This window comes from Oscillospiraceae bacterium (assembly GCA_031265355.1).
In the GTDB taxonomy this organism is placed as follows: domain Bacteria; phylum Bacillota; class Clostridia; order Oscillospirales; family UBA929; genus JAIRTA01.
In genome coordinates, this window is the sequence record JAISCT010000011.1 from 16,994 (window position 1) to 32,224 (window position 15,231).

The 15,231-nt window shown below is 54.2% G+C and carries 6 protein-coding genes; 3 read left to right on the forward strand and 3 right to left on the reverse strand.

The window, feature by feature from the left end; translation table 11 throughout:
• Positions 1–53 precede the first annotated feature (53 nt).
• Together LBK75_01260 and LBK75_01265 are read left to right on the forward strand one after the other, a co-directional pair.
• On the forward strand, positions 54–1,529 hold the full coding sequence (locus tag LBK75_01260) for an aldehyde dehydrogenase family protein (GenBank protein MDR1156926.1): 1,476 nt from the start codon (positions 54–56) through the stop codon (positions 1,527–1,529).
• A gap of 424 nt (positions 1,530–1,953) precedes the next feature.
• Positions 1,954–3,735, forward strand: a complete 1,782-nt coding sequence (locus LBK75_01265; GenBank protein MDR1156927.1) for a hypothetical protein — start codon at positions 1,954–1,956, stop codon at positions 3,733–3,735.
• Between the two features lie 201 nt (positions 3,736–3,936).
• On the opposite strand, the gene LBK75_01270 is transcribed toward LBK75_01265, so the two are convergent.
• The gene (locus tag LBK75_01270; protein MDR1156928.1) at positions 3,937–5,655 is read right to left on the reverse strand and encodes a methyl-accepting chemotaxis protein; all 1,719 of its coding nucleotides are present in this window, start codon (positions 5,653–5,655) and stop codon (positions 3,937–3,939) included.
• Between the two features lie 195 nt (positions 5,656–5,850).
• Positions 5,851–6,591 carry an N-acetylmuramoyl-L-alanine amidase gene (locus LBK75_01275; GenBank protein ID MDR1156929.1) on the reverse strand — a complete coding sequence of 247 codons (741 nt, stop codon included), beginning with the start codon at positions 6,589–6,591 and terminating at the stop codon, positions 5,851–5,853.
• A gap of 520 nt (positions 6,592–7,111) precedes the next feature.
• Here LBK75_01275 and LBK75_01280 point away from each other — a divergent pair.
• Complete coding sequence (locus LBK75_01280) at positions 7,112–13,657, forward strand: NPCBM/NEW2 domain-containing protein (protein ID MDR1156930.1); 6,546 nt, start codon at positions 7,112–7,114, stop codon at positions 13,655–13,657.
• A gap of 123 nt (positions 13,658–13,780) precedes the next feature.
• Here the strand turns inward: LBK75_01280 and LBK75_01285 are convergent, their stop codons facing one another.
• Positions 13,781–15,193, reverse strand: a complete 1,413-nt coding sequence (locus LBK75_01285) for an ATP-binding protein (protein ID MDR1156931.1) — start codon at positions 15,191–15,193, stop codon at positions 13,781–13,783.
• Between the last annotated feature and the right edge of the window lie 38 nt (positions 15,194–15,231).

The window sequence follows — 15,231 nt, forward strand, 5'->3', positions numbered from 1 at the left end:
GACTGTTGCCCGTAAAATAGACCCGCGCGGGCGGGGGGAGGAAGAATTGAGATATGAAACCAACATTTAAAGAGCGTTACCAGCTTTTTATCAACGGCCAATGGAAGGACGCCTCAGACGGCGCGACATTCGACGTCTACAGCCCGGCCACCGGCGAGAAGCTGACGGCCTGCGCGCAGGCGACGAGCGCCGATGTGGACGAGGCCGTTAGGGTGGCGTGGGCGGCGTTCCCCGCGTGGAAGAAGACGGCGCCCGCGGAACGCATGGCCATTTTGAACAAGATTGCCGCGATCATTGACGAGAACAGGGATCTGCTCGCGTCGGTGGAGACGGCGGACAACGGCAAGCCGATCCGCGAGACCATGAACATCGACGTGCCGGTTTCGGCGGACCACTTCCGCTATTTCGCGGGGGCGATCCGTGTGGAGGACGGCCGGGCCAAGATGCTGGATGAGAACACGTTGAGCATCGTTTTACAGGAGCCCATCGGGGTCGTCGGTCAGATAGTCCCCTGGAATTTCCCGCTGCTCATCGGTTCCTGGAAGCTGGCGCCGGTGCTGGCCAGCGGCTGTTGCACAGTGTTCAAACCTTCGAGCCACACCTCGCTCAGTCTGCTTGTGCTGGCGGAACTCATCCGCGACGTACTGCCGCCCGGCGTGTTCAACGTGGTCACTGGGTCCGGTTCCCGTTCCGGGAACAGTATGTTGGCGCACGAGGGGTTTTCGAAATTTGCCTTCACGGGCTCCACCGAAGTCGGAGGCACCGTGGCATCCGCGGCGGCGGACAAACTGATCCCGGCCACGCTGGAATTGGGCGGGAAGTCGGCGAACATCTTCTTCGACGACTGCAACATGGACATTGCGCTGGACGGCTTGCAGATGGGCATCTTGTTCAACCAAGGGCAGGTGTGCGCCGCCGGGTCGCGCGTGTTTGTACAGGAGGGCATCTACGACGAGTTCGTAGCCAAGGCGGCCGCGGCGTTCGACAAGATCAACGTGGGCGATCCGTTCGATCCGCGGACGCAGATGGGGTCGCTGATCTACGAGTCCCATATGCATGACGTACTGAACTACATCGAGCTCGGCAAGCAAGAGGGCGCCCGCGTCGCGGCGGGCGGATTCAGAGTCACGGACGGCGAGCTCGGCAAGGGTTTCTTTGTCCGGCCCACGCTGCTTGTGGACGCCACGAATGACATGCGGGTGGCGCAGGAGGAGATCTTTGGCCCGGTGGCCGTGGTTATCAAGTTCAAGGACGAGGACGAAGTCGTCAGGCTGGCCAACGAATCAGTCTATGGCTTGGCCGGCGGCGTCTGGACACAGGACGTCAACCGCGCGATCCGCGTGGCCCGATCGGTGGAAACGGGGCGCATGTGGGTGAACATGTACAATGCGGTTCCGGCCGGCGCGCCGTTTGGCGGCTACAAGAAATCCGGCATCGGGCGCGAGACCGATAAAGTGATCCTAGAACACTACACCCAGATGAAGAACATCATGATCAATCTCAGCCAGAGTCCCTCCGGTTTCTATTGAGTGGCCTGTCCGTCCGCTCCGGACGGACAGGTGCACTGCCGCCGGAACACCCCTCGTCAGGGCATATTCCGGCGGCGGTTTTGTTGCTGGGGGTAACTACGACTCTGTGAGGGATATCCGGCATTGACGCCGGTTCCTGCTCAATTGTACTTCCGTACTCATTCCGATTTCTTCTTCCCGCGATTCTTTCCCTATTTTGGAAGAGAAAATTCACTGCACACTGCGAACCACTACATGTTGTGGATATCCACAACATGTAGTGGTTTTATCATATGGACGTCAAAGGCGAACCAATAAATAGATAAAAAACATATTTTCTTTGCTATAAAATACTTGACAATTATTCTTTTTTTACATATAATCAAAAAATAGTGATAGAATTTTTGGCACGGCAATATACAGTGATGTGAGGAGGGAGACAGTCATGAAGGCAACGAGAATCGGTAAAAAGTTGATCGTCATGTTGGTCGTTCTGGCGATGGTCTTCAGCGCGGTGTTCGCTTCGGCGGTGAGCGAGGTGCTGCAAGAAGAGACAGACGTGACACAGCCGGAGAGGGAGCTCCGCGTCTTGCGGTTCAGAGTCGAAAAAGAGGTGGGAGAGGCCGAACTCGTGATTCGGCGGGACGGTCTCCGGTGGGAATTGCGGTTTCCCGTGCCGGAGGACAGACGGGACGGTTCTTTCATGCGTACGTGGGTAGACGGCGGGCTGGAATGGCATCCGTTCGAAGGGGCTGACAATGACGAATGGACGCTCAGCAGGCCGTTCCCTTTGGAAGCGCTCGATATTCACTTGCAGCCTGGGTGGATATTGGAGGGCGTCCATGCTTCTGAGAGTCCCGGCGAAGTATTCGTCGAAGAACATCCGGGAGAGGGGAGTGGTGATACGGGCCGTATCCGCCTTGGTCTGGAACCCGGTGTCTATGAATTTGACGTGATTTTTTGGGAGGGTTCCGCGGAACCGAAAGAAGTCGCCGTGGTTGTATTGGATGAGACGGGAGAATCCGTGGATGGCGGTTATGTAATCCATTGGTACAGAGATGAAGAGAAAGAGCCTTTTTATACGGGGAATCCGGCCATACTGCCGCCGGATTATGAATACACAGTTTATTATTTTATGATCGAACTGGACGATGCCCTCAAAGAGATTTATATGATACCGGGGCGGCATGGCTTTGACGCGCAACAGACAGATCAAAAGACGGTCACGTTGTTTCAGAAAAGCGTTGCGAGTTATGTGCTGACAGTTCGCGCCAACATTGACATGTACAGCGAACTGAAATTCGGGAATGGTAAAATTTGGTGGCATCACAAAACAGGCGCCGCGCCGGGGCGCCATTACGGCATGGACGAGCCGACGATCATAAACGGGTTTTCCTGGATGCCTTGGCAAGGCATCCCCGGCGAGCTGTATGAGGACATCGAGAGCGCGGCCTTGCTCCTCAAACCCTCCATAGGCCTTGATCTTGACGGCGCCTGGGAACTTGTGGGCATCAATGTGTCCGAGGCACGGGGCAGCGTCACGGTTTCCCAGTACCCCTCCGCGGAGAACGAATACACCGGCGCCGTCACGTTTGACGATATCAGACAATTTTCAGACGCATGGTACGAGGTGCAGCTGCTTTTGCGCTTCAGTGTACCACCTGCGCCATCGCAGTACACGATATCCGTAAGCGCCGGGGCGGGCGGAACGGCGACAGGGGGCGGCACATACGCGGAGGAAACCACTGTGAAGGTGACCGCGGCGCCGGATGAGGGCTATACCTTTGACGGCTGGTATGAGAACGACGCCAAGATCGGCGGCGACGCGGAATATGTCTTTACGGTCGATCAAAACAGATCTCTCGAAGCCCGCTTCACCGAGGCTGCCGTGCCTACAATTGATATTTCGATTGACAGCAGGCTCATCATTGAACCTTATCTGATACCGGACGAAAACAGCGAATCTTTCAATCCCAAGTTTTTGTTATCGGCAAATCAGCCGATAGCAGTCGCTCTTTATGTCGCTTCATATGACACAAAAAGCAGGCTCGTCGTTTTCAGTGCGGTATCTGTGGATTTAACCGTCGATATAGTTTCTGAGTTGCAGGCAGCGATTCCATACACGAGCGGGGCTGTCAATCGATTCTTTATATGGGATTCAAACTATAAAGTCCTCACAGACATAACCTCAATGGCAGATTTGGCTGTCGTATCTTCAGCGGCGTAAAGGTTGTCAGAACGCGAAACAGTTGAATGTTATTTGAGTGACCGTCCGTCCGCTTCGGACGGACAGACGCACCGCTGCCGGAACCGTCCCCGTCAGGGGGAGCGGTTCCGGCAGCGATGTTTTGTGTTGCTGGCACGTTGTCATTTGCCGAACGCAAGACTTTTTGGAGGCGGCAGGGGAGCACTGCTCCCCTGCGGAACTTTAATTGCTGAAATCCTTTAATGTATCCTGTGTAGCGTTGTAAATATCAGATATTTCAGAATGCGCTTGCGCGATAGCCTCGGATATATTTGTTACTTTCGTGTTGATCGCCGCAATGGATTCAGCCGCCGTACTTGAAATTTTGTCCGTTTGAGAAACAGTTTTCTGGGATTTGTTGGCAAGCATCTTCACTTCCTGCGCTACTACCGCGAAAGGCTTTCCGTGTATGCCTGCTCTGGCCGCTTCGATAGACGCATTCAATGAGAGAATATTGACTTGCTGAGAAATAGACGTGATGTCTTTTGACATTTTACCAAATTGACTTATCGCCTCGTTGACGCTTCCGATAGAATTGACAATTTCATCCGACAAACCGCTTATACATGAAATATCATTCAAAATTTTATCTATATTATCGAGGTTTACATTTGACAGATTTATAATCTTCTTGTGATCCGATTCAATCACATCTTTTTCATTTTGGACACAATTGCTTGGTATATCAAAGCCGAGCGCGATTCTCCGCGCCATATCATAACAAGATTCAGATCCGCACGCCCCGCAGTCGAATATTTTTTTCTCGTCTGTTAACTTGCCCAGAGCAACAAACGCTTTTTCTATTTGAGCGTCAGTTACGCTGTTTTGCACGGTATTTTTGGGTGTGTAGCGACGCAAAAAGTCGTTGAGCCGAAACATATTGTCAAACCTTCGATAAAGCGCGTCGTATTGTTCTCTGTCATAGCTGGTCAACACACTTCTGCGGTTTTTATCCATAACGACGCCGACTTCAAATCTGCTAAAATTATGGAAACAGCCTGTCCCGATATTGCACCCTTCGAGGCAGTTTAAAACATCGAATAGAGCGGGAAGATCACTCTCACGCTGTTTTGCGAACAATTTAAGTGCGTCATAGACAATCCTCGGACCTTCCGCCTGGTCTATACGCAGCTGCTTGCCCAAATAAAACTCAATATTTTCCTTCAGTCCACCTGGCATCGAAAAAAGACGCCCCAACGCCGCTTCTTCATGGTCGAAATCCGTCGACTCTGGCGGCAATTGAATGTTGTGACTTGTTATATATTCATATAGTTTCTTCAATGTTACGTTGTAGTTTATATAACCAGTATCTTCAAATTCATGTGATTTTGCTATGCAAGGTGAAAGTGCCGCTATCCCGTCTGTGACGTTACGATATTTTTTCATGTAAACAGCGGTGCAAAGCATGGGACTTTGCACCGGCGACAAGTATTTTATCAGGTCATGCTCATATAACAATATGTAGTTTACAATGGCGGGGCAAGGCTGTGTAATGAGCGACTTTGGATTCTCCTTTTGAATAAACCGTATGTGTGCCCATATGCAAATATCGGCCCCCAGAGACACGTCATGTATTTTTTTAACGCCCATTTTCCGCAGCCATGTAAGTACTCTGCCGCCGTCAAGCCCGCCAACGCGCATGGCCGGCGCGGCAAACATTGAAATGGGCGCCCCGTTTTTAAGATCACGCAAAAAACGCTCGGTGTCGTCCGTATAATCCCGCGCGCGATGTTTGCACGCGCGGATACACGCACCGCAGGCGATACATCTTTCCCCGTTTACCTTGACTTTTATTTGATTGTTGTTCGTGTATGTGACGCTTGCGCCTTCCATTGGACATACGCGCACACATTTGTTGCAACCGACACATGCGGACTCGTCGCTTATAACCAATTTTCGCATAAATTCCTACTTTTCCCGAGATTATATTTTGTTTATACCGTCGAAGTATTTGGTTTTTCGCAGGAAACGCAGTTGCACTCTCTGGAATTCAGAATAAAAATATACCATATTATTACATATAATATACCATGCTGAAATTCTTATGTCAATATATTTTCCAAATTTTGTAGGCGCGTCGACCGAAATCGCATCGACTCAGTCGCCGCCGGCCGTGTCTTCAGCCTCCCAGCGCAGGAAGGAGGATGTGAGGAGGGCCGCCAGTTTGATTTGATAGCTGTCGCTCTGCAGTTTCTCCGCCTCGCCCGGGTGAGAGAGAAAGCCGCACTCCACCAACACGGCCGGGCAGTGCACGTTGGCCATGAGATAGATATCCGCGTTTACGGGTGCCGACTGGCGGGTGTTGGCCGTGTCTAGGCGCTGTGTCGCGGCTTCCTGGATGATTTCGGCCAGCGCGCGGCTGCCGTGCGCTTTTCCGTAAAAGGCCTGCAGGCCAAAATACTGCGATTCGGTGAAGTAATTCTGATGAATCGAAAAGAGCAGCGCGTCCGGCACCGCCTCCGTACGCCCCACCCGGTTGATGAGATCCGACCGTTTGATTTCCCGGATGCTCCCGGTGTCCGACGCATTGTTGAGAGAGATGTCTTTTTGCCGCAGCATAACGGTGGGCACGCCCATGAAACGCATGAGAAGGTTTGTTTTGACGGCGACCTGCAGATTGAGATCCGCCTCGCGCACGCCGCTCTCCATGATGCTCCCGCCGTCCATACCGCCGTGTCCCGCGTCGATGACGGGGCGATAGCGCAACGCAGGCCGAAATGAGGGCGCGGGCCCCGTGGTGGGTACGGCCAACCGCCAAAACAGCACAAGCAGGAGTATTATGGCCGCCGGCAGCACCAACCAGGGCCACCGGACGCGCCGTCTTCTTCGTCTATGCAAACGCTCACCCCCCAATGTGGTTTTGATCCCCGACCCTTTATCATCCTATTCATTCCATAGTCCCCACTATGATTCCGATTGCGCCCGGGCGGCGTCAACCGAGGAAGAACTGCCGGGCCTCACAGTCCGCGGCGCCGTGAATTCGCTGTGTCTTTGTTACATCTGACGAAAAAATCGACCAGGATTGTACACGCAAATGAAATTGTCAAATTTCGTTGTAAAAAGAGGGAAACTTCTGAAGGATTGAAAAAGTATGCCTTTTTATGGAAGGCTATATCGCAGATCATAGCGTTCATATTTTACCACACATTGCCCTTAAAGTCAATCTCGCATTCTTGCGTTTTTATGCACTTATACGAATTCAAATCTCCTCAAATGGCCGAAAAGCGCACTTTGAAAAGGTATAGGTTATCAAGCCGCGGTCTTAAGGGTATCGTTGCCTCTAAACCATTGGTATTTCAGGCGTTTTGGTGTCGTTGGCAAAAAGAAATCAATCATTGAGAAAGAAAGGCGGATCATCATGTTCTGTAAACGCAAAAAGCAAATCAAAAGCTCCATCTCCGCAATTTCCCTGGCAGTTGTCGTGATCTTCAGCGTTGTGTTTCACGGAGCGCCCTTTGGTTTGGCTGCTGACGACGTAATTTTCGCGGGCGACGAGTGGAACGGGAAACCAGTTGCCTTTCAGATCAATCGTCAGAGTGCTCACGCGGCTTTTGTACCGTATGACACCGCGACCAAGGCACTCGACGGCGTGAAGGAAGCTTCGAACTATTACCAGACGCTAAACGGCGATTGGCGTTTCGAGTTGGCGGACAAGCCGGCCAACCGAAACACGCATTTTTTTGAGGAAGGCTATGACGTGAGCGGATGGGACACAATCAAGGTGCCGGGCAACTGGCAAACCCAAGGCTATGATCAGATCATTTACAGCAACACACGTTACCCCTGGACAGGTGTGGAAAGCCCCGGCGCGCCGGGCGCGCCCGTGACGTTTAACCCGGTGGGCTCCTACCGCAGGACGTTTGTCGTCAAACCGGAACTCCTCGCGGACGGCCGACAGATCTTTGTGTCGTTTCAGGGCGTGGAGTCCGCGTTTTATCTGTGGATCAACGGGCGCGCTGTCGGCTACAGCGAGGACAGTTACACCCCGGCGGAGTTCGACATCACGCCGTTTCTAGAGGTGGGTGAAAATTCCATATCTGTTCAGGTCTTCCGCTGGTCGGACGGCAGCTGGCTGGAAGATCAGGACATGATCCGCCTGAGCGGCATCTTTCGCGACGTATATCTGTATTCCAAGTCCGATGTGGAGATTTTCGATTACGTGGTCATGACGGATCTGGATGAGAACTACGATAACGCGGATTTCGGCCTGCGCCTCACCATGCGCGGGCTGAACGCGGATGCGGGATTGGGCTGGGTTGTCAGTGCCCGGCTGCTTGATGATGAAAGAAAGCCGATTTACAGCGAGTCCTTTGACGTGTCTTTCGGCGCGGACAAAGACGGATGGGGTCACGCGCTGTCCAATATGACGTCTGCCGCGGTCATTGCCGCGCCCAAACTTTGGTCTGCTGAACATCCAAACCTATATACGCTGCTGCTGGAGCTGAAGGATCCTCAGGGAAAGAGCGTGGAATTTGCCAGCGTACGGATTGGTTTTCGTGAGGTCGAACTTCGCGACTGGACAGGGCTGTTTGTCAACGGCAAAAATGTGATCCTCAAGGGCGTGAACCGCCACGAGACGGATCCGATCGAGGGCAGGTACATGACCGAAGAGCGGATGATCCAGGATATCGAGCTGATGAAACAGGCCAACATCAACACGGTGCGCACATCGCATTACCCCGACGATGTCAGATGGTATGAACTGTGTGACGAATATGGCATGTATGTGGTGGACGAGGCCAACATAGAATCGCACGGTGTGATGGGTGCCGTGCCGGGCAACAACAAAACGCAGTGGAGCGCCAACTGCGTCGATCGGGTGACGAGTCTTGTGCAGAGAGACAAAAATCATCCCTCTGTCATCATGTGGTCGCTGGGCAACGAAGCTGGCGCGGGCAGCGTGTTTCAAGATCTGTATGACGCCGTCAAGGCGCAGGATCCGACGCGGCCCGTTCACTATTTCAATAGCAGTGGAGACGGTTCGGCGGCGTATTCTGACGACAGGTCCTCCACATATCCGTCGGCCGACGGCAAATTCTCCGGACGTTTGAGTTTGCCCGCGATCGCCGCCGACAACAATCCCAAACCCTATTTTGCGCATGAGTATGCCCATTCTATGGGGAACAGCACCGGTAATATGCAGGAGTATGTCGATATGTTTGAATACAGCGACAAATTGATCGGCGGCTGTATATGGGACTGGGCGGATCAGACGGTCTATACAAAAATACCTGGACAGGACACGGTGGTGCGCTCCCTGGTGGACGACGGACCCGGTAAGCTCAAGACGGAGACGTTCACAGGCAATCTTACACCCAGCAAACCGGGAACAGGCAATGCCGCGCTACGCGGGACAGCGCTGCTGCCGGCCGATGCGAATCTCAACGCCGGGAGGAGTAGCATCACTCTGGAAGCACGGGTGTATCCTGAGCGTACGAGTCAGCAGTATGTCACCATCGCGGCCAAAGGAAACGAGCAGATTACGCTGCAATATTTGAGCTCCGGTAAAATTGAATTCTGCTACAAATCGGGAAGCAGCACCTGGATTTCCGTTGCGCCCAATGCGCCGTCGAACTGGTTTGACAATTGGCACCATGTGGCGGGTGTATTCGACGCCTCAAGCCGGTCTATGACGGTGTACATCGACGGCAATGCGGCGGGCAGCCTGACAAACATAGCGCCTGAATTTTTGGTCCGCAATGTCAACACACAGCAGTATGCCATCGGGACAAACACTGAGCGGTCAGGCCGAAACTTTGTCGGTTTGATAGACGACGTGCATGTCTATGACAGGGCACTCTCTCCCGACGAGCTCAGGGACGCTGACCGAGGACCGGACGGGGCCGATGTGGCATTCTGGGTCGATTTCGACGCCTTTGTGGCAGGTAAAGTGAAGGATCTTGGCTTGAAAGGTTATGAATTTGTATACAATGGGTCTCTTGAGGTGTTCGGCGCAGCGGATGGCAATGGCAGCGCTCTGAACGGTACGGCTGTCTTGGAATCGGATGAGAGATTGAATATCACGGGCAGCCTCACGCTGGAGGCCCTTGTGTTTCCAAAGACAGTCACAGGAAACAATGTGAACGGGGCAATCATCACAAAAGGCAATTCACAGTACGCGATGAAGTACATTGGGACAAACAGTAAAAAAGTCATTGAGTTTTTCATCTATGATGCGAATCAGACGGGAGGATCGAGTTCGAAATGGCTGTCGGTGGAAGCCGACGTGCCGGATGACTGGTTTGAAAACTGGCACACCGTAGCGGCCACCTTCGATGCCGATGTAAAACAAATCAGCATCTACATAGACGGCGCCTTGTCAGTGAGTCAGAGTGTGCTTGGCAGCGCATTCAGCGCCGCCGATTATCCTGTGGCCATCGGCATGGATACCGAACGATCCGGCAGGGTGTTCTCCGGCTATATCGACAATGTGCACATCTACAGACGTGCGCTGACACAGGATGAGTTGAACCGCACCAACCGGACGCCGGACGATCCGGATGTCGCCCTCTGGATGAGGTTTGACGAGATCGCGGAAGAGGTGACGAAGGTGCCCGACGGGGATGCCCTCTACTATTCCGCCTACGGCGGCGACTGGGGAGACAACCCCAACGACGGGAACTTCTCTGGCGACGGCATCGTGGCCGCCGACAGGACGCCGCACCCGGGGTACTACGAGGTAAAGAAGGCCTATCAGGGCTTTCGAATTACAAAGGCGGATTTGCACAGTGGCGTGGTAAAAATCGACAACTTGCTGGAATTTAGCAATCTAAACGAATATGAAGTTTGCTGGGAAACTTTGGAAAATGATAAAGTCATATGCGCAGGCGTCTTGACGGACGATGAGGCGGATGTGCCGCCTGCGTCGTCCAGACTGGTGACGCTGGGCCGGGTCGCGCCCGAGACCGTCGTAGACGGGAAGGATTATATACTGATGGTGTCCATCCGGCTGAAAAAAGCCGAACGCTGGGCAAAGGCCGAGTTTGAGACGGCGTTTGAGCAATTTGAGAATCCCTTTGTGCCAAACGAATCCGGGGTACTGGCCGACATCGGTGCCTTCGACGCGGATGCCGTCGCGCAGTCGGTCAACGTGCTGTCCGTCAGTGGAGCGGGGTTCAGCCTGTCTCTCAACACACAGAGCGGCGCGCTCACCTCGTACAGAGTGAACGGAAAAGAGACGCTGGCGGATCCTCTCATTCCCAATTACTGGAGGCCGCGTATAGACAACAGCGCGATAAACGGCAAATACAACGATCCGGCCGCGACGGTGAGCGCGGTGACCGTAGACAGCACGGACAAAAAAATCACAGTGGACGTCACGCTGACATACGCGTCGCTCAACAATTCCGTCAACAACATCCGTTATGTCATCTATCCAACGGGCGCAGTGGCTGTCACGGCCCATTTCCAGCCAAAGTCCAGCGAGAATCTGGGGCGTATTGGCATGAAATTTCAGATGCCGGCCGGCTTCGACCGTGTGACCTATTACGGCAGAGGCCCGGAGGAGAACCACATCGACCGAAACACCGGATCGAAAATCGGCGTTTACGACACGACGCCGGATGACATGTTTGTGCCGTATCTGCGCCCTCAAAACACGGGCAACCGCACCGGCGTCCGCTGGGCGGCCCTGTCTGACCAGGACGGCGACGGCCTGCTCATCTCGACGGCGGACGGTATGGAATTTAGTACGCTGCACTACGCGGCGTCCGAGCTCAACACCAAAGCGCATCCGTATCAATTGAAAAAATCGCCGCAGACGCACGTCACGCTGGATTTGATCCAAGAGGGCGTCGGCAACGGGAGCTGTGGCCCGACCGTGCTGGAACAGTACATGGTGAAAACCAACCGCGATTACACATTCAACTTCCGGATTCAGCCGGTAAAGCGCGTTGTGGACGACGTGCAGATGCTGATGGACGAGGCGCAGACACTGATCCTCAGCGAGACGATCACCGGCATCAAAGTGGACGGCAGGCTTCAGCCGGATTTCAGTTTGGACAAAAGGGAGTATGTCATCCCGTATCTGTCCGGACGCGGAGACCTGCCTGTTGTGGAGGCCGTGACAGCGCACAAATCGATCGCCGCCGAGGTTGTCCAAGCGCAGAGTTGGGACGGCGTCGCCACAATATGCGTAAACGACATCGACGGCAGCCCGATGGAATTCACTGTCCGCTTCACGCAAAGCGAAGAGATCCCGATTGCGGACGTCGCCTGGGTATCGGCGACAACCGGCTGGGGCAGTATCGCAAAAAACACGAATTTGAACGGCGGCCCCATACGGCTTACGGTGGACGGACAGAAACAATCCTTTGATACAGGTCTCACGGTGCACGCGACCGCTCGCCTCACATACGATCTGACCGGACTGCAATATGAGATCTTCGACGCGTGGTACGGCTTGGAATGGGAAGGCGGGACAGACAGCAGCGGGAACCCGTCGTTGGGCCTCGCGACATTTGAAATCTGGTTGGACGGCGAACGAGTGGCGTATGCCCCCAATGTCACCCAGGAAACAGAGGCCAGCCATGTCCGGCTCAATGTCGCCGGCGCCAAAGAGCTGGTGTTGTATGTGGACCAGGGCGTGTCCAACGGACACGACCACGCCTCGTGGGCGGATGCGAAATTTGTCTCCCGCGCAGAGCAGGATCTTGCAGATATCCGGGTCACCGAGGCGCCGGATATGATCCGACTGGCGAAGGGCAATGTTTACGATGTCGGAGTGAAGACGGAACCCGCCGACGTTTCGGTGTACTGCGCGGTCACGCCGGCCGGCAAAATCGCTGACATACGGGGCAGTCGGATAACCGCAAGGGAGACGGGCGCCGCCGAATGTGTGATCTACCTCACGAAAGAAGGTTACCGGCCCAAGACAATTTCAGTTCCGATCCGTGTGTACGAGGGCGGCTATCCAGAGATCGTGGCCTTGCAAGATGTGTCGGTTGTGACGCTGACCGGGTTGGAACCGGCTTTGCCGGCGCAGGTGAGAGCGGGGTACGCCGACGGGCTGACCGCACTGACGGGTGTGCGGTGGAGCAGCGTGGATCCGTCACAATATGCCGCGCCCGGCCGTTTTGTTCTGACAGGTACGGTCGAGGACACAAACCTACAGCCCCTGTGCACCGTCACTGTGAGCGCAACCAACACCATTTCTCAGATCCGCCCTGTGAAGATCTATGTCGAAGAAGGCGATATCCCAGCCCTGCCGGCATTTGTGACGGCGTTCATGGCAGACGGGACTGCGACGGATGTGAAAGTGATGTGGGGTGTCGCGTCCGGATTTGTACCTGGCGTCTACGAAGTGTGGGGCGACGTCGAGGGGACTGCCGTGAAAGCCGTTTGCGAACTGCATGTGTACAGCGCCGTCAGGATGGTGACGGCGCTGGCGGCCTCCGCTGTGCAGACCAACGCGTGGATTGCGCCGATTCTTCCGCAGACAGCGATTGCCACCTACGCGGACGGCGGTACGGAGGTGTTTTTGATTGACCACTGGGAATCGGTTGCGCCGGAACAATACAATCACGCAGGCGTGTTCGAGGTGAGAGGGTACGTCACGGGGTACGGCGCACCGGCGGTCTGCACCGTGACGGTGGTATCAAACAACATCTCCGTTGACGACCGGGCAGTCATTGAGCCGATCTTCCTCCCGGACAGCGATAGCGCGTTTTACAACCCGGCGTTCACCGTCAGTGCTCACGCCGACGTCACGGTCTATCTGTTGGCCGCAGCCTATGACGGCGTCGGCAGACTGGTCCGCGCGGTTTCTTCCATAGCGGTACTGGCCCTCGGTGAGAGCGCATCGCTGCAGGCCGCACTGGTCCGCCCGTCCGAGGCGATTTCATATCAATTTTTCCTGTGGGACGCCGATATGAAACCTCTCGCCAAAATCACCGCGTTGTCATAACGCGCCGCAGACAACCAGATATCGCCATATGTTGTGATTTTCCACAACATATGGCGATATCTCCCAAAAGGGGAAATCGGAAGTGACAACTGTAATCCCATATGAAGTAGCCAGATGCGCAGTTCACCGCACCATCCAGAGGGAGACCAGCGCAATGTTGTCGCGTATGTCCAGCGTGTCCTTCGTGATCACCGCGCCGGCACCGCCGCCGAAGTTTTTGAGAAATGCCCGGATGCCGGATAGGTCCTCGTCCGATATCTTACCGCGGAACTTGACCTCGACAGGCAGGACGGAGATTTTTTTGTCGAGAACGATGTCAACCTCTTTGTGACCGCCGGAGGCGCTCCAATAGTTTACGGCATAAAGGTTTTCCTGCGCGCAGGCGAGCGCGGCAGTCACGGCACAGCCCTCCGCGATGTGGCCGGTCGCGCCGTCCTCCAGCATGGACGCTCGCAGCAGCGCGTTTCGCAGACCGCAGTCGGTGATATATAGCTTCTTGTTCTTGCGGATGACTTTTCCAATGTTGGTGGAATAATTGTCCAATATGCCGACCATGAACGCGCTTTTCAGATAACTGAGGTAGTTGGACACCGTTTGAAAGTCGACGCCCAGGGTTTGCGCCAGCGTTGTATAGGCATGCGGTTGTCCGCTGTTTGCGGCGACAAAGTACAGAAGTTTTTCAAGAAGTTCCGGGTTTTTGACCGTATAGATGCCAACGATGTCCCTAAATAAGCCGCGAGCGATGATGTCCTCTGTGAGTTGTTTTTGCCAAAGCAAGATGCTGTCTGACGCAAAAAATTCCGGATATCCGCCAACGAGTAGGTATTCATTCAATACGCGACCGGCCGGTATTCTGCATTCCTCAATCTCTGATTGTCGCTCCATGAGAATCCGCGCATATGCAAGGGGATCGTCAAAAAATGAAAACTCGGGAAGCAGCGCCTGCAAACCGAGTACTCCGCCGTCTCCCCTATAGACGTCGCGAAAAGCGGCAAACTGATCAAAGCAGAGCGGTAATATGTTCACGGTGTCCATACGCCCCAACAGAGATTCCCGCGCGCCATGGAACAGATGGGTTGACGAGGAACCGCTGACGATAAATTTGACTCGATATTTCCTGTCATAATACGATTTGAGCCACTGCTGCCAATTGGAGATGAAGTGGATTTCGTCTATAATGACATAGATAGTCTCCGCCAAATCCTCCAAATTTTGTTGCAGGATGTCCGTTTCGTAAGCGGTCAAGATGTCGCCTATCGTGTTGGTCTCTGTAAAGAGGGCCGGCTCATCGCCGCTGAAGAACAGAACGTGGATGGGTTTTGTGCCCGCTTTGAGCAGATGGTCAATCGTTTGAAAGAGAAGTGTGGACTTCCCAACGCGCCGCGGACCCACCACGGCTAGGATCCGCCGTTTTTTCAGTTGTTTCGCGACGGTGTGAAACTCGCTTCTTACGGTGCTGTAGATAAAATCCCGGTCCACAGCGCCGGACCGCCACCAGCGGTTGAGCCGCTGCAGCACCGAGGTCAGAGCATACATATACATCACTCCGTATTTCAGTATATGATATTTGTCGG